Source organism: Bacillus sp. B28 (assembly GCF_029536185.1).
Taxonomy (GTDB): Bacteria; Bacillota; Bacilli; order Bacillales; family Bacillaceae; genus Bacillus; species Bacillus halotolerans.
The window spans coordinates 674,414-695,352 of sequence record NZ_CP120511.1 but is presented as its reverse complement, the minus strand read 5'-3'; the positions used below and the strand labels follow the sequence as shown (position 1 = coordinate 695,352).

General features: G+C 45.9%; 16 protein-coding genes and 1 pseudogene. 5 read left to right on the top strand and 12 right to left on the bottom strand.

The features are described from left to right. Window positions 1–92: 92 nt before the first annotated feature. Window positions 93–957, top strand: a pseudogene (locus tag P3L57_RS03600) (TetR/AcrR family transcriptional regulator); the annotation flags it as partial. A gap of 30 nt (window positions 958–987) precedes the next feature. Here the strand turns inward: P3L57_RS03600 and gatB are convergent. Genes gatB through gatC form a run of 3 tightly spaced genes read right to left on the bottom strand, consistent with a single transcriptional unit; the run spans window position 988 to window position 4,195 of the window. Next, complete coding sequence (gene gatB, locus P3L57_RS03595) at window positions 988–2,418, bottom strand: Asp-tRNA(Asn)/Glu-tRNA(Gln) amidotransferase subunit GatB (protein WP_010333268.1); 1,431 nt, start codon at window positions 2,416–2,418, stop codon at window positions 988–990. A gap of 13 nt (window positions 2,419–2,431) precedes the next feature. Then, complete coding sequence (gatA, locus tag P3L57_RS03590; RefSeq protein ID WP_069487682.1) at window positions 2,432–3,889, bottom strand: Asp-tRNA(Asn)/Glu-tRNA(Gln) amidotransferase subunit GatA; 1,458 nt, start codon at window positions 3,887–3,889, stop codon at window positions 2,432–2,434. 15 nt (window positions 3,890–3,904) lie between these two features. Continuing rightward, window positions 3,905–4,195 (bottom strand): Asp-tRNA(Asn)/Glu-tRNA(Gln) amidotransferase subunit GatC, encoded by a 291-nt coding sequence (gatC, locus tag P3L57_RS03585; protein WP_024120463.1) that lies wholly within the window; start codon window positions 4,193–4,195, stop codon window positions 3,905–3,907. A 412-nt stretch (window positions 4,196–4,607) separates the two neighbouring features. Here gatC and opuE point away from each other — a divergent pair, with 412 nt between their 5' ends. After that, complete coding sequence (gene opuE / locus P3L57_RS03580) at window positions 4,608–6,086, top strand: proline transporter OpuE (protein ID WP_059293360.1); 1,479 nt, start codon at window positions 4,608–4,610, stop codon at window positions 6,084–6,086. A gap of 105 nt (window positions 6,087–6,191) precedes the next feature. Continuing rightward, the gene (locus tag P3L57_RS03575; RefSeq protein ID WP_081638247.1) at window positions 6,192–6,890 is read left to right on the top strand and encodes an MgtC/SapB family protein; all 699 of its coding nucleotides are present in this window, start codon (window positions 6,192–6,194) and stop codon (window positions 6,888–6,890) included. Between the two features lie 39 nt (window positions 6,891–6,929). On the opposite strand, the gene P3L57_RS03570 is transcribed toward P3L57_RS03575, so the two are convergent. The 5 genes from P3L57_RS03570 to pcrB form a co-directional block, all read right to left on the bottom strand. Then, on the bottom strand, window positions 6,930–7,937 hold the full coding sequence (locus tag P3L57_RS03570) for a phosphotransferase enzyme family protein (protein WP_175422408.1): 1,008 nt from the start codon (window positions 7,935–7,937) through the stop codon (window positions 6,930–6,932). Between the two features lie 178 nt (window positions 7,938–8,115). Further along, window positions 8,116–9,306: a CamS family sex pheromone protein gene (locus P3L57_RS03565; protein WP_024120459.1), complete on the bottom strand. Its 1,191-nt coding sequence runs from the start codon at window positions 9,304–9,306 to the stop codon at window positions 8,116–8,118. 15 nt (window positions 9,307–9,321) lie between these two features. Further along, on the bottom strand, window positions 9,322–11,328 hold the full coding sequence (ligA, locus tag P3L57_RS03560) for an NAD-dependent DNA ligase LigA (RefSeq protein ID WP_059352570.1): 2,007 nt from the start codon (window positions 11,326–11,328) through the stop codon (window positions 9,322–9,324). Window positions 11,329–11,351: 23 nt separating this feature from the next. After that, complete coding sequence (gene pcrA, locus P3L57_RS03555; RefSeq protein WP_059335953.1) at window positions 11,352–13,571, bottom strand: DNA helicase PcrA; 2,220 nt, start codon at window positions 13,569–13,571, stop codon at window positions 11,352–11,354. Window positions 13,572–13,630: 59 nt separating this feature from the next. Then, window positions 13,631–14,317 carry a heptaprenylglyceryl phosphate synthase gene (gene pcrB, locus P3L57_RS03550; RefSeq protein ID WP_059352569.1) on the bottom strand — a complete coding sequence of 229 codons (687 nt, stop codon included), beginning with the start codon at window positions 14,315–14,317 and terminating at the stop codon, window positions 13,631–13,633. 215 nt (window positions 14,318–14,532) lie between these two features. Between pcrB and P3L57_RS03545 the strand changes: the two genes are divergently transcribed. Then, complete coding sequence (locus P3L57_RS03545) at window positions 14,533–16,110, top strand: FMN-binding glutamate synthase family protein (protein WP_069487680.1); 1,578 nt, start codon at window positions 14,533–14,535, stop codon at window positions 16,108–16,110. Between the two features lie 35 nt (window positions 16,111–16,145). On the opposite strand, the gene P3L57_RS03540 is transcribed toward P3L57_RS03545, so the two are convergent. Genes P3L57_RS03540 through P3L57_RS03530 form a run of 3 tightly spaced genes read right to left on the bottom strand, consistent with a single transcriptional unit; the run spans window position 16,146 to window position 19,227 of the window. Further along, window positions 16,146–16,460: a YerC/YecD family TrpR-related protein gene (locus P3L57_RS03540; protein WP_014479070.1), complete on the bottom strand. Its 315-nt coding sequence runs from the start codon at window positions 16,458–16,460 to the stop codon at window positions 16,146–16,148. Window positions 16,461–16,462: 2 nt separating this feature from the next. Beyond that, window positions 16,463–17,458 carry a DUF3048 domain-containing protein gene (locus P3L57_RS03535; RefSeq protein WP_059352567.1) on the bottom strand — a complete coding sequence of 332 codons (996 nt, stop codon included), beginning with the start codon at window positions 17,456–17,458 and terminating at the stop codon, window positions 16,463–16,465. A gap of 26 nt (window positions 17,459–17,484) precedes the next feature. Then, window positions 17,485–19,227 carry an adenine deaminase gene (locus tag P3L57_RS03530; RefSeq protein WP_069487679.1) on the bottom strand — a complete coding sequence of 581 codons (1,743 nt, stop codon included), beginning with the start codon at window positions 19,225–19,227 and terminating at the stop codon, window positions 17,485–17,487. 127 nt (window positions 19,228–19,354) lie between these two features. Between P3L57_RS03530 and P3L57_RS03525 the strand changes: the two genes are divergently transcribed. Further along, the gene (locus P3L57_RS03525; protein ID WP_024120452.1) at window positions 19,355–19,588 is read left to right on the top strand and encodes a YgaP family membrane protein; all 234 of its coding nucleotides are present in this window, start codon (window positions 19,355–19,357) and stop codon (window positions 19,586–19,588) included. 14 nt (window positions 19,589–19,602) lie between these two features. On the opposite strand, the gene P3L57_RS03520 is transcribed toward P3L57_RS03525, so the two are convergent. Continuing rightward, a complete protein-coding gene (locus P3L57_RS03520) occupies window positions 19,603–20,877 on the bottom strand; it encodes an APC family permease (protein ID WP_059293368.1) in 1,275 nt (424 codons plus the stop codon). Window positions 20,878–20,939: the final 62 nt, after the last annotated feature.

Here is a 20,939-nt window from a genome sequence, read left to right as displayed (position 1 = left end):
TCTATATAATACTAAACGGTATAACGCAACATCGTCAACTCATATACCAGAAAATTTTTCTAAATTTTTCAAGGATTAAGGGGAAGCACGTCATGAATGAGAAAAAAGAGAGAATCATAAAAACAAGCATTCGTTTATTTGCGAAAAAAGGATACGCTTCGACGACCATCCAGGAAATCGCCAGTGAATGCGGCATCTCAAAAGGCGCTTTTTATCTGCATTTCAAATCAAAAGAAGCGCTGCTATTGTCTGCCTGTGAATATTACATCGGCATGTCTATGAAAAAAATGAAACAAATAGAAGAGGATCTCGCCGGACAGCCGCCTAAAGATGTGCTGAAAAAACAAATCAGCGCCCAGTTTGAGGATTTTCGCGATCATAAGGATTTTATTGTTCTGTTGCTTACTGAAAATATCATTCCGGAAAACCAAGAAGTAAAGCAATACTTTTACAAAGTCACAGCCGAGACAGATAAACTGTATCGGAACGCTTTGCTTGCGACTTATGGCAAGGAAACTGAGAACTACCTCTCAGACCTCTCCATCATGGCAAGAGGCATTGTGCACTCCTATATGAATGTGATGGTATTTAATGAAGAAATCAAAATTGATGCAGACAACATATCTGAATTTATCATGGAGAGACTGGATGATCTTGTACAGGGGCTAAGCCGTTCCAGCCTGAATCCACTCATGCCAAAAGACATTTACAGCCTGGTGCCGGCGGATAAAGGCCAGATTCTTCAGGACATTCAAAAAGTGAAAGAAAACAGCGCATTGCCTGAGGACATCATCGTTTCGCTCGATGTGATCGAGGAAGAGCTGTCACAGGAAAAGCCGCGCAAGCCGATTATTAAAGGCCTGCTGTCAAATTTGACCGGAAGTGATTTCGAAGAAGTTGAAAAGCTTCGCGCTTTGATCTCTATCTTTATTACTATTTGATCATAAAAAAGCAGCTCCCTCTGCAATGAGGAGAGCTGCTTTTTCATTAGCGTTTTTTGATTTCTTCAAGCAGGATTTTGTTAACCATCGGCGGGTTGGCTTGTCCTTTGGACGCTTTCATAATTTGTCCGACAAGGAAGCCGATCGCGCGGTCTTTCCCGTTTTTAAAGTCTTCAATTGACTGAGGATTGTTGTCAAGCGCCTCTGTGACAAGCTTCAGAAGCACGCCTTCATCAGAAATCTGCACAAGGCCTTTTTCTTTCACAATCTTCTCAGCGTCGCCGCCTTTTTCAATTAATTCCTTGAACACTTTCTTCGCGATTTTAGAAGAAATTGTTCCTTTTTCAATTAATTGAATCATGCCGGCAAGGCCTTCCGGTGTCAGCGCAACATCAGAAAGCTCTTTTTGCTCAGCGTTCAGATAAGCTGACACTTCACCCATGAGCCAGTTTGATGCTTGTTTTGCTTCAGCGCCTTTTTGAACTGTTTCTTCGAAGAAGTCTGCCATTTCTTTTGTCAGTGTCAGAACCATCGCATCATATGCAGGCAAGCCAAGCTCATCGATATAACGCTTGCGGCGTTCATCCGGAAGCTCTGGAATGCTTGCTTTTACGCGTTGCTTCCATTCATCGTCAATGTAAAGCTCGACAAGGTCAGGCTCAGGGAAATAACGATAATCGTCAGAACCCTCTTTGACACGCATAAGAATGGTTTTCTTCGTTGCTTCATCGTAACGGCGAGTTTCCTGCTGGATCACACCGCCGGACAGAAGAACCTGCTCCTGGCGTTTTTCTTCATGCTCAAGGCCTTTTTGAACAAACGCAAAGGAGTTCAAGTTTTTCAATTCCGTTTTTGTGCCGAATTCCTCTTGGCCGATCGGACGAAGAGAGATATTGGCGTCACAGCGAAGTGAACCTTCTTCCATTTTACAGTCAGACACGCCTGTATATTGGATGATGGACTTCAGCTTTTCAAGATACGCATATGCTTCTTCCGGCGTGCGGATATCCGGCTCAGATACGATCTCGACAAGCGGCGTTCCCTGGCGGTTGAAGTCAACAAGAGAATAGCCGTCTCCTGTATGCGTCAGTTTTCCGGCATCTTCTTCAAGGTGAAGGCGTGTGATGCCGATACGTTTCGTTTTTCCGCCGACTTCAATTTCGATCCAGCCGTTTTCGCCGATCGGCTTATCAAATTGAGAAATCTGATACGCTTTCGGGTTGTCCGGATAGAAATAGTTTTTGCGGTCAAACTTTGTATCCGTTGCGATTTCACAGTTCAGCGCCATTGCCGCTTTCATTGCGAATTCCACGGCTTCTTTGTTTAGTACAGGCAGGACACCCGGATACCCGAGGTCGATGACACTTGTCTGTGTATTCGCCTCCGCGCCGAATGGCGTCGGAGAGCTTGAGAAAATTTTTGAATTTGTTTTTAATTCAACGTGGACTTCAAGTCCGATTACCGTTTCAAAGTTCAATTCATTTCACCCCTTACAGTTCAGGTTTTGCTTTATGATGGTCTGTCGCTTGTTCGAATGCATGAGCGACGCGGTATACAGTGCTCTCGTCAAAGTGTTTTCCGATGATTTGCAGGCCGAGCGGAAGTCCGTCAGCAAATCCGCATGGCACGCTGATTCCCGGAACACCGGCAAGGTTGACCGGAATCGTTAAGATATCGTTTGCGTACATTGTGAGCGGGTCTTTCGTGTTTTCACCGATTTTAAACGCAGGTGTCGGTGTAGTTGGTCCAACAATGACATCATATTTCTCAAATACGTCTTCGAAGTCTTTCTTAATCAAAGTACGCACTTTTTGCGCCTTTTTGTAGTACGCATCATAGTAACCTGAGCTTAAAGCGAATGTTCCAAGCATGATACGGCGTTTCACTTCATTTCCGAAGCCTTCAGCACGCGTTTGCTTGTAAAGGTCGATCAGGTTTTCCGCATTGTCCGTGCGGTATCCGTAGCGGATGCCGTCAAAACGTGCAAGGTTGGCAGACGCTTCAGAAGAAGACAGCAGGTAATACGTCGCAAGCGCGTATTTACTGTGCGGAAGAGATACTTCTTCCCATGTAGCGCCAAGGTCTTCTAGAACTTTGAGCGCTGCAAGAACAGATTCTCTCGCTTCTTTGCAGACGCCTTCGCCAAGATATTCTTTCGGAACCGCGATTTTCAATCCTTTGATATCGCCAGTTAATGAAGAAAGAAAATCCGGAACGTCTACATTTGCGCTTGTAGAGTCCATTTTATCAACGCCTGAAATGGCTTGCAGCAAGAATGCGTTGTCCTCAACCGTACGTGTAATCGGCCCGATTTGGTCTAATGAAGACGCAAATGCGACCAATCCGTAACGGGACACGCGTCCGTAAGTGGGCTTTAATCCGACAACGCCGCAGAAAGAGGCAGGCTGGCGGATGGAGCCGCCTGTATCAGAGCCAAGAGAAAACGGAACTTCTCCCGCGGCAACTGCAGCCGCAGATCCGCCGCTTGAACCGCCAGGAACCGTATCTAAGTTCCAAGGGTTTTTCGTCAGCTTGTAAGCTGAGTTTTCTGTTGATGACCCCATGGCGAATTCGTCCATGTTCAGTTTTCCGATTGTAACCGCTTCAGCATCTTGAAGGCGCTGAACGACAGTTGCGTCGTAGATCGGGTCAAAGTTTTCGAGAATTTTGCTGGAGCAAGTCGTGCGCAGCCCTTTTGTTACGATATTATCTTTTACGCCGATCGGCATACCAAAGAGAAGACCATGCTCAGAACGGCTGTCAACCGCCTCATCGAGCTCCTTCGCATATGCGCGCGCTTTTTCTTCATCTAATGCCAAAAAGGCTTGTACCTTATCATCTACCGCTTGAATGCGTTTATAAGATTCATCGACCAGGTCAGAAATCTTAATCTCTTTTTTATGTATGAGCTGTTTTAATTCTGTGATTTTGTGATCAAATAATGACATTCTTGTGTCCCTCCTTTAGTCCAGAATTGATGGCACACGAATATAGCCGTCTTTGTGGTCAGGCGCATTTTTCATGACATCCTCAACCGGAAGACCTTTACCCGCTTCATCTTCTCTCATGACATTTTTCATTTTCAGCACGTGAGTTGTAGGCTCAACATGGTCTGTGTTGACTTCATTCAGCTCCTCGGCAAATGAAATGATGCTGTCAAGCTGTTCAGTGAACATTTTTGCTTCTTCTTCAGTAATCGCAAGTCTCGCAAGATGCGCAACGTGCTTTACTTCTTCTATTGAAATTCGTGACATATGATCCACCTCCACATATTTCTCCGTTAAGTCATATAATACTGATCATATCAAAAACAAGCCCTTTAAAGCAACAAAACGCCTTGGGGCGGGCCTGTGTTTTCGAGACAATACCCTATATATTTTATACTAAAAAGAGGCGAAGGAGAAACGAAATATTTTTCTGAAAATTTTTACTTTAATTATTTTTGAAAGCGTTTCAATCTTTATTCCCTTCTAGGTTTGCCCCGGTATTTCCCGCTGACCGTCTATGTTTCATCGCTTGAATGGGTGGGAATACTTTGTTAGGTTAAGTTACCAAGTGCACCTGCAAAAGAATGTCTTCTGTGTCGCACTTGCGCCAGACTGCTTAACTGGCACCATCAATTTGAGAGGTGATGCAAAATTATTAGAATTGAAGAGAGGGTAAAACGTGAGTATTGAAATTATTATTTCTTTAGGAATTTACTTTATTGCCATGCTGTTAATCGGCTGGTATGCATTTAAGAAAACAACTGATATCAACGATTACATGCTTGGGGGAAGAGGTCTCGGGCCGTTTGTTACTGCTTTGTCTGCCGGAGCGGCGGATATGAGCGGATGGATGCTGATGGGTGTTCCCGGCGCGATGTTCGCAACAGGGCTGTCAACCTTATGGCTTGCTTTAGGTCTTACAATCGGGGCGTACTCAAACTACTTGCTGCTGGCTCCAAGGCTGCGTGCTTATACGGAAGCGGCGGATGACGCGATTACGATTCCTGATTTTTTTGACAAACGATTCCAGCATTCTTCATCACTGCTGAAAATCGTATCTGCTTTGGTTATCATGATCTTTTTCACATTGTATACCTCTTCCGGTATGGTATCTGGAGGACGGCTGTTTGAATCTGCTTTTGGCGCGGATTACAAATTAGGCTTGCTTCTGACTACCGGTGTTGTCGTATTGTACACACTGTTTGGCGGTTTCCTTGCTGTCAGTCTGACTGACTTCGTGCAGGGTGCGATCATGTTTGCAGCACTAGTGCTTGTGCCGATCGTTGCTTTTACCCACGTGGGCGGCGTTGCTCCGACTTTCCATGAAATCGGCGCTGTTAACCCACATTTATTGGATATCTTTAAAGGCGCGAGCGTCATTAGCATTATTTCCTATTTAGCCTGGGGCTTAGGTTACTACGGCCAGCCTCATATTATCGTCCGGTTTATGGCCATTAAAAACATTAAAGATTTAAAGCCCGCGCGCCGAATCGGCATGAGCTGGATGATCATTTCGGTTCTCGGTTCCGTGCTGACCGGTTTGGTCGGTGTTGCTTATGCCCATAAATTTGGAGTCGCTGTAAAAGATCCGGAGATGATATTCATTATCTTCTCTAAAATCTTGTTTCACCCTTTAATTACAGGATTCTTATTGTCAGCTATTTTAGCTGCGATCATGAGTTCCATCTCCTCACAGCTCTTAGTAACAGCAAGTGCTGTGACAGAGGATTTATACCGGACGTTTTTCAGACGAAAAGCTTCCGATAAAGAATTAGTAATGGTCGGGCGTCTGTCCGTCTTAGTGATTGCCGTTATTGCGGTATTCTTATCATTGAATCCGAGCAGCTCCATTCTTGATTTGGTCGGATACGCGTGGGCCGGCTTCGGTTCAGCTTTCGGACCTGCGATTCTGCTCAGCCTGTATTGGAAGCGGATGAACGAATGGGGCGCGCTTGCTGCGATGATTGTCGGGGCTGCGACCGTGTTGATCTGGATTACAACCGGCCTGGCAAAATCCACCGGCGTGTACGAAATCATCCCTGGGTTTATCCTCAGTATGATTGCCGGCATTATCGTCAGCATGATCACAAAGCGGCCTGCAAAAGCCTCTTACCGATTATTCGGTGTCATGGAAAAACTGTTAAAACGCAAAAAATAATCAAAAAGCCATCAAGCGCTGCTTGGTGGCTTTTGTGCCCTTGTTTTGCGATAAATACTGTGAGAAAATCATATTTATTTAAAAACACCATAGATAAGGGGGAAGTTGCTGTTGAGCTGGTATATTGATCCTGACATTTTATTAAAATTAGGCATTGCCACTTTGATTGGCATGGTCATCGGGCTGGAGCGCGAGCTGAAGAATAAGCCGCTCGGGTTAAAAACCTGTATCGTTATCGCCGTCAGCTCATGCATGCTGACGATCGTCAGTATTAACGCGGCATATCATTTCCCTAAATACTACCGCATCATGATGGACCCGCTGCGTCTGCCGGCGCAAATCATCTCCGGCGTCGGGTTTATCGGCGCAGGTGTCATTTTGCGGAAAAGCAACGACGTCATTTCCGGCTTAACCACATCGGCTATGATTTGGGGTGCGGCAGGGCTCGGGCTTGCTACCGGAGCGGGATTTTATAAAGAAGCCTTTGCCAGCCTTCTGTTCATCCTGATCAGCGTTGAATTTCTGCCGTGGGCGGTCAGAAAAATCGGTCCAGACCGTCTGCAGGAAAAAGACATCCGCATCAGAATGTCACTTTCTGATAAAGACAAAATGACAGAGATCTTAAAAGAAATGAAAAGAAGAAACATTAAGACACACTCCGTCCGAATCGATGACCTTCATGAAAAAGAATTTCCGATCATGGAAGTCAAAGTCCGTGTCCATAAAAACAGATACACGACCGATGTCTACTATGATATAAAAGACATTGAAGGTGTCGTCGGCGTGAAGTGCGATACATTATAAAAGCCAATGGGGCATTATATCCCATTGGCTTTTTTCGTTCTAGACGAGCTTAGAAAAATCAAATTCAGTGATCGGCGTGCGGTTTTCTATATCTCTTCTGAAACCGGCCAGCATTTCTTTTTCTTCTGCGCCTATTGAATTAAGATCAAACATTTGATGCAGCAGTCCGTATATCAGCATGTGACGCAGGCGGAGAAAATCAGGTATTCTTTTCAGCCACGAAGCATCAAGATCATTTTCTTCTCTGTATCCGTTCATAAAGTGCGTCATAAATTCCTCTGTAAACACGGCTTTATTTTCATATGGAACGACCGGGTACCACAGCACATTATAGAGGAGAATGCTGATATCATTGACAAACCAATTGTAGCCGATGTCATCAAAATCAAATGTTGTGATTTTCCCTTGGTCCCAGTTAAAATTGCCATGGTGGAGGTCTGCATGAACCAAGCCGTAGCTGTCCCTGCTTTTTGGTAATTGACGCAGTTCATTCATTAGCTCATCCGCCTGCTGAAACACCTGAGTCTGGTCTTCCGGCACGTATTTTCTAAGCATCAGCTGCTCTTCTTCATCCCACTCCTGTCTTTTAAAAGCAGGATTGTTGAGCTTGTAGCTTTTTGTCAAGCTGTGCATTTTCCCTGTGTATCTGCCAAGCTCAAAAAATAGGGTTTCATTCCAGTCGGATTCGTCCACTTTGTGCCCCGGTGCTTTTTCATAGGCTCGCAATAAAAATGCTCCGCCGCTTCCGTCAGGGACTTCTTCAATCTCTGTGCCGTTTAGCGACAAAATCGGTTTTGCGACTGAAAGCCCGCCTTCATCCAGATGACGGAGCCATTCCATTTCACCCATCATATAATCAGCCGATCTGCGAATTGTATGGGTAATCTTTAAAATATAAAGTTCATTGTCTTTTATAAACTCATATACATAGTTTTCGGCATCAGCCAGAAAACGCACCTGATTTCTTGAAAAACCGTATCTCTCCGCAGCCTCTGCCAAAACCTTCTCCTCACGAAATACTTTCTTGATTTCTTTATGCACGTTTATCTCCCTTTCTATGCTTTTGATTTCTTCTATTGTTTTTACACGATTTCCAGCATCAACATACCCCCATTTGGTTTTTGTTTCGGCAGAAGCGGAAACGATTGCGGTTTCCTTATACTGTTAATTGTAACACAAAAAAACCCTCGAGCCTTAATTGGCACAAGGGTTTTTTGCATGTTTATCAGTCATAAATATGAACAGTCGGCTCTTTATCGCCAGCATCGCGGAGAATGACCGCTTCCTGTCCGTCTGAGGATGTAATATCCACTTCGAGATCTAGTGAGCTCTTTGAGTAGTAGTCCATGACTTCCCCCGTTAAGAATTGGGTAAACGCGACGACTTCACTCTTTCCGTAGAATTGCATCGGAATTTCAATTTTCATTTTCTTCATTTCATCGTTTTCATACAGGGCCGTTCCGACAACACCTGTGTAGTTCGGGAAGTAGTTGTCAATTGAGTTTTTGAACCGTTTAAAGACTTCAGTATCATCAGGATATTTCTCTGCAGTGCTCGTATCGGCCGGATAGAAGACGTATTTTTCATTTACATCGTCCCAGTTTGAGATATCAGAGGAGCCTGCTTTGACTTCTGTTTTGGCGATAAAATTGCCGGGAACGATTGATGTTTTGGACGCCTGTTTGTAAAGCGCAATCGTAATCGGCACATTTTTCAAGTTGTCTTTTTTGCGAAGGCGGTTAATGACCTCCTGCGCGATTTTTTCTCCCTGTTTACGGAGTGTGCTGTTGTCAATCTCCACTTCTTTTTGAGGGTCGCCTGTTTTTTCACGGTAGTAATACACTGAATTTAACGCCAAGCCGATCATAACGCCGCCAAGCTGGATGGAATTCTTGTCTTTTCTGACTAAGTAATCATGTTCCAGCATCGAAGCTAAATAAACCGGACTGCTTTCGTTTTTCTCTTCAGTTGAACCGGAGCTAGGGAGTGCTGGGTTCAGACCCTCGTTTTTAAAGTTTTTATCTTCTTTTTGGGCTTTTTTCAGATCAGAGCCTGTTTTTTTCCGAGCCAGCCAGCTTAATACTGTATCTTCATCTAAGTATTGTCCTTCTTGGAACAGATAATCGTCTGTCGAGAAAGAGTCCTGGGCAAGGCGCATCAGCCCCGTTTCAAACTCATCAATATCAAGTCTTGTATTCAGCTGTTCCGTTGTCAGGCCGCGTGCTTTCCCCGCCTTAAACGGAAGCACCATTTTGTAATAGGAGTCAGAGATATTGTATTTCGGGATAATCGCTTTTTCTGACGATTTCGCCGTTTTTTGCGTAATCTCTTCCTCCTTCTTCCCCCCAAAACCTGACGAACAGGCAGACAGCATTAACACTGCCGCCGTTGCCGCCATTACCAACGTCTTTTTCAATAGAAAACACTCCTCTTATTTCTTTAGCTCTCCCATTAACTGTTCTTCATTCCACACTTCAATATTCAGCTCTTGCGCTTTTGTCAGCTTGCTTCCCGCCGCTTCTCCGGCGATGACCAAGTCTGTGTTTTTGCTGACGCTTCCAGTCATCTTTCCGCCGAGCGCTTCAATTTGCGCTTTCGCTTCGTTTCTTGACAGCTCTTCCAGCTTTCCTGTCAGAACGATGGTTTTGCCTGCAAAATAGGAATCGCTGTCCTCTGCTTTTACTTTTTTCGGACCTTTATAAAGTGTGTTTACGCCCAGCTCCTCAAGCTCTGCCAAAAGCTCGAGCATTTCTTCTTTATGGAAATAGGTGATGACTGCGTCAGCCATTTTTTCACCGATTTCATCTATTGCGAGAAGTTCCTCTATGGTGGCTTTTTTCAGATTATCCAGGCTTTCAAAGTGCATGGCGAGCGTCTTTGCAGCCTTCGAGCCGATAAAGCGGATGCCGAGGCCGAATAACAGGCGCTCTAATGAATTTTCCTTCGATTTCTGTATAGAGCTGATCAGGTTTTCAGTTGATTTTTCGCCCATGCGTTCGAGCTGAATCACCTGTTCCTTCGTCAGCTTATACAGATCTGCCACATTTCGGACGAGATTCTCCTGAAACAGCTGTGTGATGACTCGTTCGCCAAGCCCGTCAATGTTCATGGCATTGCGGGAGACAAAATGAATCAGCCCTTCTCTGATTTGTGCAGGGCATTCAGGATTGATGCAGCGAAGCGCCACTTCTCCTTCAATGCGGACGAGTTCACTGCCGCATTCAGGGCATTCTGTCGGCATACTGAATTCCTTTTCTTCCCCTGTCCGCTGTTCAACGAGAACGTTCACGACTTCAGGAATGATATCGCCGGCTTTTTTGATGACTACCTTATCCAAAATCCGGATATCCTTCTCTCTAATTAAATCTTCGTTATGAAGGGATGCTCTTGAGACCGTTGTACCGGCTACTTTTACAGGCTCAAGAATCGCGGTCGGCGTAATCACACCCGTTCTTCCGACATTTAATTCGATATCGAGAAGCTTTGTCACGACTTCTTCTGCTGGAAACTTGTACGCGATGGCCCAGCGCGGGCTTTTCGCCGTAAAACCAAGCTCCTCCTGCTGATCAAGGGAATCCACTTTGATGACGATGCCGTCAATTTCATACGGGAGATCGGCGCGTTTCGCCTGAAGCTCATCGATCAGCGCAATGACTTCTTCTATGCTGCCGCATTTTTTCCGTTCCTGGTTCGTTTTAAAGCCGATGTCGTCGAGAAAATCAAGTCCTTGGCTTTGTGTCTCCACACCCATTTCGTCAAGCTCCGCTATACTGTAGACGAAGATATCGAGATTTCGTTTCGCCGCAATTTTAGGGTCGAGCTGTCTGAGTGATCCCGCAGCGGCATTGCGCGGATTTGCGAACGGTTCTTCCCCGTTTTTGATCCGTTCTTCATTGAGCGCTTCAAACGAACGCTTCGGCATATACGCCTCGCCGCGCACTTCAATCGAAAGGCTGCGTTTCATTTTGAGCGGAATAGTGCGGATCGTCTTCAGATTTTCCGTAATATCCTCTCCCGTTGTCCCGTCGCCTCTTGTCGCGCCTCTGACAAAATAGCCGTCTTCATAACGGAGAGAAACAGCAAGACCGTCTATCTTCAGCTCCACATTATACGCCACATCATCACCCACGGCCTGGCGCACACGGCGGTCAAAGTCGCGGAGATCGTCAGCATTAAACGCGTTGCCCAGACTGAGCATCGGCGTGCCGTGAGTGACTTTTTGAAACGCTTCAAGCACAGCACCGCCGACACGCTGCGTAGGAGAATCAGGCGTTCTGAGGTCTGGATGCTCCTCCTCAATCGCAATCAGCTCCTGCATCAATCTGTCGTATTCGGCATCCGGGACGCTCGGTTCATCTAAGGTGTAATATTCATAGCTATACTTGTTGATGGTGCGGCGCAGTTCTTCTGCCCGCTGCTTCGCTGTTTCTTTGTCCATCTGCTTCTTCCTTTCCTCTTCAATTACTGCTTTTCTATTGGCGCGAATGCCGCTAATAAGCGTTTCACACCGATCGGGCTCGGGAAGGCAATATCGAGTTCGGTCCCTTCTCCTTCGCCTTTCACGCTGACAACGGTTCCTATGCCCCATTTTTTATGCCCGGCTTTATCTCCGACAGCCCAGTTTAGGGTATCGCCGCCTGTTTTGCTTGCGTAGGACACCGGACGGGAAACAGGGCCGCGTCTCGGCTGCATTTTTCTCGCAGACGGCGCTCTCGTTTCTTTTTTCTCATTTAGGTTTTCCAATAAATCATCAGGAATTTCACCGATAAAGCGTGATTCCGGGTTCATATTTGTTCTGCCAAACAACGTGCGCATTTTTGCGTTGGTCAGATAAAGCTCCTGCTCCGCTCTTGTAATGCCCACGTAAGCGAGACGGCGTTCTTCTTCCATCTCTGCTTCTTCCATCAGTGAACGGCTGTGCGGGAAGACGCCTTCCTCAAGTCCCATAAGGAAAACAACCGGGAATTCCAGTCCTTTTGCGGCGTGCAGCGTCATCAGCGTGATCGCATCCGTGCCGCCGGATTCTTCCTCTTTCTGGTCGAGCTGGTCGATATCAGCGATCAGTGCCAAATCAGTCAGGAACGCAACGAGTGTTTTGTCTTCGCTTTTCTGTTCAAAGTTTTTCGTTACAGACAAGAACTCGTCGATGTTCTCTAAACGGCTTTGAGCTTCAATTGATTTTTCAGCCTTCAGCATTTCTCTGTATTCGGTTTTATCGAGAATTTCTTCGGTCAGCTCGGTAATTGATAAATAGTCCTGCATGTTTGTCAGGTTCTCAATCATCTGTCTGAAGCTGTCGAGCGCGTTTGCTGCCTTGGCGCTGACGCCAATGAAATCAACCTGCTGAATCGCTTGGAATAGTGACAAGCCGTTCATCGCTGCATATGAAGCGATTTTTTCAAGCGATGTGGCGCCGACTCCGCGCTTCGGCACATTGACAATACGCGTGAAGCTGATGTCATCATCCGGATTGGATACGAGCCGCAGGTACGCGAGGATGTCTTTGATTTCTTTTCTGTCATAGAACTTTGTGCCGCCGACAATGTTATAGTTCAGGCCCGCTTTGAGAAGCGTTTCCTCAATCACACGGGACTGGGCGTTTGTCCGGTACAAGATGGCGATATCCGACAGCTTCCGTTTGCCGGAGTTATGAAGCTCATAAATTTTCCCGGCAACAAATTGTCCTTCACCGAATTCATTGTCTCCGCGGTAATAGGAAATTTTAATTCCTTCATCGTTTTCCGTCCATAGATTTTTCGGCTTTCGGTTTGTGTTGTTTTGGATCACTTCGTTGGCCGCGCGCAAAATCCGTTTTGTTGAACGGTAGTTTTGTTCAAGCAAAATGACGCTGGCATTCGGATAATCCTTTTCAAAGGAAAGGATGTTGGCAATGTCCGCCCCGCGCCATCTGTAGATGGACTGGTCGGAGTCACCGACAACGCAAAGGTTCTGGAAGCGCTCCGCCAGCTGCTTCACGAGCATGTATTGCGCTCTGTTCGTATCCTGATACTCATCGACGTGGATGTATTGAAATTTGCGCTGATAAAACTCAAGCACTTCCGGAATACGGTCAAATAGTTTAATGGTCGTCATAATTAAGTCGTCGAAATCAAGCGACTGGTTTTTCAGCAGTTTTTTCTGATAATCAGTGTATACATCGCTGACGACCTGATCATAGTAACCGCCGGCAACCTTAGAAAATTCCTCAGGTTCGGTTAATTCATTTTTCGCACTGCTGATCGTGCCGAGGATGCTCCTCGGATCAAATTTTTTCGGATCGAGGTTGCGTTCCTTCAAAATTCCCTTGATGACTGAAAGCTGGTCAGCCGTATCAAGGATTGAGAAATTGCGGTTGATCCCGATGCGGTCGATATCTCGGCGCAAAATCCGCACACACATGCTGTGGAACGTGGAAATCCAGATATCATCCGCTCCGGGCCCGAGAATGCTCTCCACACGTTCTTTCATTTCTCTGGCCGCTTTATTTGTAAATGTGATCGCCAGAATGTTCCACGGCGCCACATGCTTTTCCGCCATTAAGTAAGCGATTCTGTGCGTCAGGACACGCGTCTTTCCGCTTCCCGCTCCCGCCATCAGCAGCAAAGGCCCGTCCGTTGTTTTGACAGCTTCCTGCTGAACGGGGTTTAATCCGCTTAATAGTTGATTGCTAATGTAATTCAAAATTCGTCACCCGCCTATACAAACATATGTTCTATCATAAACCAAATCCGTACATTTCGCTACTCGCCTTTGACAGCTGCTACTGTCTTCAGCGCTTCATCAAAATTCTCATACACAGCGTTGCCCACCACGATGACATCCGCGTGCTCGGCATACTGTAATGCCGTCTCCGCGTCTTTGATGCCGCCTCCGTAAAACAGGGTGGACGTTTCCAATACAGCCTTCGTTTTCTTCACGGCTTCTATGTCCCCAAGAGCGCCGCTGTATTCCAGATAAAAAACCGGAAGCCGCAGCAGCTCAGACACGCGCGCATAGGCGATGATATCGTCATGATTCAGATTGGTGTCCGCCTCCGTTAAAGCCGCGGCTTTGCAATCAGGATTTACGATACAGTAGCCTTCCGCCACGATTTCTTCCATCGACATCAGTTCTCCATATTCCTTCATGGCTTTCTGATGCATGCCGACTATCCAATCCGGATTTTTGCTGTTTAATACACTCGGAATAAAATATAAGTCAAAGCCAGGGACAATCGCTTCAATCGCTGACACCTCAAGGACACACGGCACCAAAAACCGTCTCACCTGAGACAGCATCCGCAGGACATTATCCTCCGTCACACCGTCGCTTCCCCCGATAATGACCGCATCAGTCCCTGACTCACAAAGAATCTCCAGCTGTTCATCAGGCAAATCTTTATTTGGATCGAGTTTAAAGACATGCTTCCACTCCGTTACATCGTACACGTCATCCGTTCCTCCATTCGTTTCTTACCATTTAAACATTATAACAAATTCACATAGCGCGGAAAAACGGAAAAAACCGTCATTCTCGTTATTCACTGAAAAAGGTGTTTTGATTCTATTTCCCCTCTCTTTTTATAGAAACAGACAGTAATATTTTCTATTGTTTGGAAACGCTCCAACAGTGGAAATGGTTACATAAAAAGGGAGGCTAACAGATGGAATACATCATTATTGCACTTATTGCATTTATCATCGGGATCATCGTTATCCCCATCGCATTGTTTGTCTGGATTTACATAAAGGACGAAAAACAGAAGGAGCATTCAATCCTCCGCAATTATCCTGTCATCGGAAGGTTTCGCTATATTTTTGAAAAAATCGGACCGGAGCTGCGGCAGTATTTATTCAGCAATGACAATGAGGAACAGCCTTTTTCACGAAAAGAATATGAGCAAACAGTCATATCAGGAAAATACAAAAGCAGAATGATGGGATTCGGATCGGTAAGAGATTTTGATCAACCGGGCTATTATATCCGAAACGCCCTTTTCCCAAAGCAAAAAGAAGAATTGCGTGTGGGCCAGTCTCCGAAAATCGATACCCACATCTATAAAATCGATTCGAACAATCTGTTCAGACGCAGCGAACATGCCGAACGTACCAAGGCTGATCCGTATTTTCTCCATCCTGATGATGTCCAAGTCATCGGCGGGAGTACATGCGAAAAGCCTTTTTATGTGAAGGGATTAGTCGGTCAATCCGCCATGAGCTACGGTTCACTTGGAGAGCGCGCCATTACGGCGCTGTCAAAAGGGCTGCACCAGGCGGGCGGCACTTGGATGAATACCGGTGAAGGCGGATTGTCTGAGTATCACTTAAAGGGAGGTGCTGATATCATCTGCCAAATCGGCCCCGGTCTATTTGGCGTACGCAATAGAAAAGGGGAATTTTCGTGGGAGGAATTTAAAAAGAAAAGCCGGCTAGATCAAATTAAAGCGTTTGAGCTGAAGCTCGCACAAGGAGCCAAAACCCGCGGCGGACATGTGGATGGCGCTAAAGTGTCAGAAGAGGTGGCAGACATTCGGAATGTCGAACCCGGAAAGTCAATCGACAGCCCAAACCGCTTTCATGAATTTTCAAGCGCGCCTGAAATGCTGGATTTTATTGAAAAGCTGCGAGACGTCGGTCAAAAGCCGGTCGGCATTAAAATTGTTGCAGGCCAGCCTGATGACTTGCATGAGCTTTTTTCTTATATGCAGAAAAGCGGAAAACATCCTGATTTTATTACGGTAGACGGTAGTGAAGGCGGTACCGGCGCTTCCTTCTATGAGCTTGCCGACACAGTCGGCCTCCCGATTATGACGGCGCTCCCTATCGTTGACACGCTGCTCAGACAATACGGCTTGCGTGACCGTATGAAACTTTTTGCTTCCGGAAAGCTGCTGACCCCTGACAAAATCGCGGTCGCTTTAGCTCTGGGTGCTGACTTTGTCAACATTGCACGCGGCATGATGTTTTCAGTCGGATGCATCCGCGCCCTCGTCTGCCACACCAACACATGCCCGGCAGGCGTTGCGACAACAGATCCGAAGCTGCAAAAAGCGCTGAGCGTTGAGGAAAAGCAGCACCGCGTCTGCAACTACGTCATTTCGCTGCGTGAGGGGCTGTTTAATCTGGCCGCAGCAGCCGGGATCGATTCGCCGGTTCACTTTTCCAAGGAGCATGTTGTCTACCGAAAAGAGGATGGCAGCACAGTTGACATTGACAATCTGATTGAGAAAATTGTTTCATAAAAAAACCGCCCCTTGCCAGACGGCAGGGCGGTTTTTTATTTGGAAGAAGACTCTGTTTCATTCTCCTTCACACGGTCAAGCGCCATTTCATATGCGTCATTTCCATAATTTAAGCATCGTTTCACTCGGGAAATGGTCGCTGTAGAAGCGCCTGTTTCAGTTTCAATTTTATGATACGTGTTTCCTTCGCGAAGCATACGCGCCACTTCAAGGCGCTGAGCCAGCGATTGAATTTCGTTAATTGTGCAAAGATCATCGAAGAACCGATAACATTCCTCCAGGTCTTTCAGCGATAAGATCGAGTTAAATAACTGGTCCAGTTCTTTGCCGCGTAATTTATCGATTTGCATCGTTACACACCTTCTCCTTTACTAATGGAAGCCGCATCGAGATCAGGCACGATATTTATCCATGTCTTTCCTGGCACAAACGGCAGCCATTTGCCGTCTTTCACCGGCACAATTCTTCCGTTTACATTTTTCCAGTCTGCTTCAATGACGTTTCCGTGCTGAAACAGCAGACCTTTACCCCCTGATTCTATGTCGATGTCACGCCTTCCATCTTGGTCAATAATATGATGGCTGGCTTCAACAATGAAAATATTTTGCATTGCAACCGGCTTTCCGGTTTCCCGGTCTGTCGTCATGACACCATCAGAGCTTCTCGTATAAGCTTCAGTTTTTTTATCATAGTTGTATTCGACAAGATTTGTAACGTTTTTTGTTCCATAATCTACCCGAACATTATAAGATTCATTTACAGGTTTTGCATCTGATGTTTGAAACAGCATTGGATCTGTTTCCTGCTTCAGCTCATATCCCTTTTGTTCCGCCGCCTTTTTTATGTACTGATAAGACGTGAAAGAATTGTGGGGCGGTTCGCTGAAATCAGCTCTCCAAAATAAGCTTCCGTCAAAATCCAATCCGTTCATATAATCGGCAGCTCCGGATTCCAGCTGCTCCTTGGCGCCGGGACTCCAGCCGTGATGGACAAATATGCTGTCAAAACCGTTGCTGAGAGTGACGAAATATTCCCGCGCACTCCGCACAGGTCCGACAGTTTCAGGCATCTGGCTCTGAAAAATGGCCAGAAACCTTGTAATTTGACCTTCGGCAAGCGCTTCTATGACAATGTCGGCTTTAGACAGTCCTGATTGCGGCCTCGCCTTCGGGTGATTGTTCACCACAACAGCAACAGGCCTGCGTTCAGTCACCTTCTGCTCAGTCTCCAGTCCCGTCAAAGGAGCTTTCAGCTTCTTTGTGTGATCAGGGACAGCGTCCTTCTGCTGGCAGGATACTAGCAGGAAAAACGCGAAACACAGTACGCAAACTGTCATCCATTTTTTCATATGTCGGCTCCCCGCTCTTTTATATTTTAACGCATTATCGATGGAAAGAGTACAGTTTTTTTCATCACGTCGAAGATTCCCCTTGGCGTAATGCGTATATACGGGAGGTGCGTGCTTTGCAAAAAGAGCAGCGTATAAACCGGATCACAATACTCATAGCCTCTTTCAGTCAAAAGATCTCTCAGCTTCTGTTCCTTTTCCAGCACGATGTCATACGATTCCGAAGAAGCGCATCCGCACAGTGAAAGCGGAATTTCGTGAAGGATTTTTCCGTTTTCCGCAAGCACAATTCCCCCGCCAATTTCTTTCATGCGGGAAAAAGCAAGCAGCATATCCGCTTTGTTTTTTCCAATCGCGACAATATCCCCCGTCGTCGTAAAGGAGCTCACAAATCCCTGCACACTTGACGCAAATCCTTTTATCATCGTATTAACGCGCCATTTCCCATGTCTGTCAAGCATCGTTAAATAACTTTCATCATGGTCAAATGAAAGCTGTTCGACCGAGTTGTCGATCTCAATCATATACGGCTCCATAATCACCGCATTCCGCATTTTTACGCCCATCGGCATGGAAAACTGCAAATCATCCATCGTCATATCATATGAAAGCTCAAGCGGGACAAGACCGCCTTTGTTCCAGTTCGTATGTGGAAACGCATTCATATCATGGCCGTCTTCACGCAGAATTTTTCCTTTTGACAGAACGGTTACCGGATTCGGCTGCAACGGGTCCTCAAGGATATTCAGTGATGCAAGTCTTCCCGGCCCGACAACGCCTAAATAATCATCCATTTGGTAATACTTTGCGATGTTAAAGGATGCCATATTGTACGCATCGATTGCCGGGACCCCTTCTTCCAGCGCAATCCGGATGAGCTCGTTTGTCATGCCGCCTTTATAAAAATTAGGCGTAGCGCCGTCTGTTGTGTAAAAAAAGTGGTCGTAGTAGCGGAAGCCCTTTTCATGAAGCTCCTTCAATATGTTTCTTAAATCAGGGCGAATGGACGAATTTCGAAGTGATACATAATAGCCCAGTTCCAGCCTTCTCATCACTTCATCACCTGTCATGGCTTCATGATCACAATCCGCTCCGAACAGCTTCATTTTTGTAAGCGTTTTATCTGAAGCGCCGGGAAAATGCCCTTCTATACGTTTCCGCTGTTTTTTTGTGGCCTGCATGCAGTGAAGCATTAAATCATCGCCATCTACAAGACGCGGCCAGCCGGTCATTTCTCCGCCTTGAATGACATCAGGATGTTCAATCCACTGCTTTCTGACGTCAAATGGAAGAACGTGATCCTCGTTCAGCACCTCGGTCTGCAGGTCATACCGTGACCACCAAAAATACTGAACCGGAAGCTTTTTGAGCTCGTTCAAAATAGTAAGCGCTTTCTTTTTTCCGCTTTGCAAAAGCAAAAATAAGTTATCATTTACGAATGTCGTTGTACCGTACTGAGACACATATTCCGCCAGCGTTTGGGGATTATATATTTGAAAAGGATGTGCGTGCGGTTCAATATAGCCAGGCACAATGTATTTTCCTTCACAATCAATAGTATGAATTTCTTCGGTTCTATCCGGAAGTTCATGACCAACATAAACAATACGGTCCTGATAAATCCAAATGTTTTTTTTCAGCCATTGTTTTACATATGGATTTAAGACGAGAGCATTCCGTAAAAGGAGCGTTGGAAGCAGCTTAGCGTCTACAACATCAACCTGTGCCCTGATGTCTTTGTTTTTCCAGTTAAAGGTGCGTTCGGACATTCACATACTCTCCTTTACATGTATTAGACTCATGTTATCACATCCTTCTCCATCACGCACGATAAAAACGTTACAAATTTTTGAAGGTTCAATTAAAAAACTTTTTTAAGTAAAAGGAGCAGATTTCATGAAACCAAACATCAGTCTCATCAATGCCGTCTTCCGTATCGCCTGCGGACTGACAATTATGTCAGCCGCCAGCGCCAAGTATACGAAAAAACCTTGGTGCAGAATGCATCTGTTCTGCATCTTTATCGGCGCCATGAAGGCAGGCTCAGGCATACTGCGTTTCTGCCCTGTGACCTATATGTTTCAAAACAGCACTGGTGAAAACCATGGACAGGATCATCAAGAATCGTAAGCAAAAAAGCTTGATCATGAAACGTGATCAAGCTTTTTCTCAGTATATCTCTTTGTCTTCATATAGAAAAAACCAACAGCCGCAAACGCAGCCGGATACAAGAGAGCCCAGCCGCTAAATAAGTAGATCACTGTACAAAGAAGAAGCGCCCCCAAAGCCATCCACCAGCCTGAATCCTTCCAGTTCAGCAGCTTCAGCGCTGCCGCCATTGTGCATATGTAAGATGCGATGAATGCTGAGCTTGGTCCTTTCAGGAGCGTTGTCAGATCAATTTGAAATATGCCGTTTGCCATAAGAACGAAACCAAACACGAAAGCCAGCGCTGTTAATACACGGACAGGTGTTTGTTTTGTATGACTGAGCTTTCCGAAATACCCGGGAATATGACCTTCTCTCGCCAACGCATAGACCATTCTTGAAAACCCTGCAATGTTGGCATGAATGGTGGCGAATGTAATAAAAAGAGCTAAACAAGTCGTTACATATACCCCAAAATCCCCTGTACCTTTTGATATGAGCATCGTCAGAGATGCGATTTCTCCTTTTTCTCCGTATGCATGAGTGCCCACAGTGACAAACGATAGCATGATATACAGCACCGCCACACAAGCTGCCGCTAAGAATAAACTGATTGGAACATCCTTTTCCGGATGTGTAAACTCTTCAGCTAATGGGGTAATCATTTCCCAGCCTACAAAAGAAAAAAAGATGATGACAGAAACAGAACCCGCGGCAAACCAGCCATGCGGCAGAAAAGGCTTAAATTCAGCTGCTTTTACGTGGGGCAGTGAAACAGCAACAGAAATGACAAGCAGCAGCAGAATGACACAGATGACGAGTATGCTGATGTTTGCTGATAATTGAATGCCCCTGATATGAAGCCAAATGGAGATCGCCAGCATACTTGCTGCAATGAAAGCAATCTGCCAATCCGAAGCCTGTGTGACGTAGCTGACATAATGTGCGCCAGTCAAAGCGATCACTGGCACACCGATCGGAACCGATCCCAGCATGATCCAGCCCAACATGGCTCCGGCTTTTGGCCGAAAAGCAAGCTGAACATAAGCCGTAATCCCTCCTGCGCTTGGCGCCATTCTGACAAGGCGCGCCAGTGTGCCGACGAGCAGAAAGGATAAGAAAGACATAAATCCCCAAACCAATACAGAAGCGGGGCCGGCAGCATCAGCCGTGACAGACGGAAGGATTAAGATCCCGCAGCCTAATACGGCCCCGATCGTTAATGCCGCTCCTTGAACCCAAGTAATCGAACGCTGTAATTCCGGCAAAATGATTGCCTCCTTTCATGTTAATGGCTTTATTATAGAAAAAAACAAACGGCACCCATATGCTA

Excerpts from the sequence above, each read along its gene's own strand:
- P3L57_RS03545 (WP_069487680.1), top strand. The coding sequence starts at position 14,533 with ATGGAATACATCATTATTGCACTTATTGCATTTATCATCGGGATCATC.
- ligA (WP_059352570.1), bottom strand. The coding sequence starts at position 11,328 with ATGGACAAAGAAACAGCGAAGCAGCGGGCAGAAGAACTGCGCCGCACC.
- P3L57_RS03530 (WP_069487679.1), bottom strand. The coding sequence starts at position 19,227 with ATGTCCGAACGCACCTTTAACTGGAAAAACAAAGACATCAGGGCACAG.
- P3L57_RS03535 (WP_059352567.1), bottom strand. The coding sequence starts at position 17,458 with ATGAAAAAATGGATGACAGTTTGCGTACTGTGTTTCGCGTTTTTCCTG.
- P3L57_RS03540 (WP_014479070.1), bottom strand. The coding sequence starts at position 16,460 with ATGCAAATCGATAAATTACGCGGCAAAGAACTGGACCAGTTATTTAAC.
- gatC (WP_024120463.1), bottom strand. The coding sequence starts at position 4,195 with ATGTCACGAATTTCAATAGAAGAAGTAAAGCACGTTGCGCATCTTGCG.
- gatA (WP_069487682.1), bottom strand. The coding sequence starts at position 3,889 with ATGTCATTATTTGATCACAAAATCACAGAATTAAAACAGCTCATACAT.
- P3L57_RS03525 (WP_024120452.1), top strand. The coding sequence starts at position 19,355 with ATGAAACCAAACATCAGTCTCATCAATGCCGTCTTCCGTATCGCCTGC.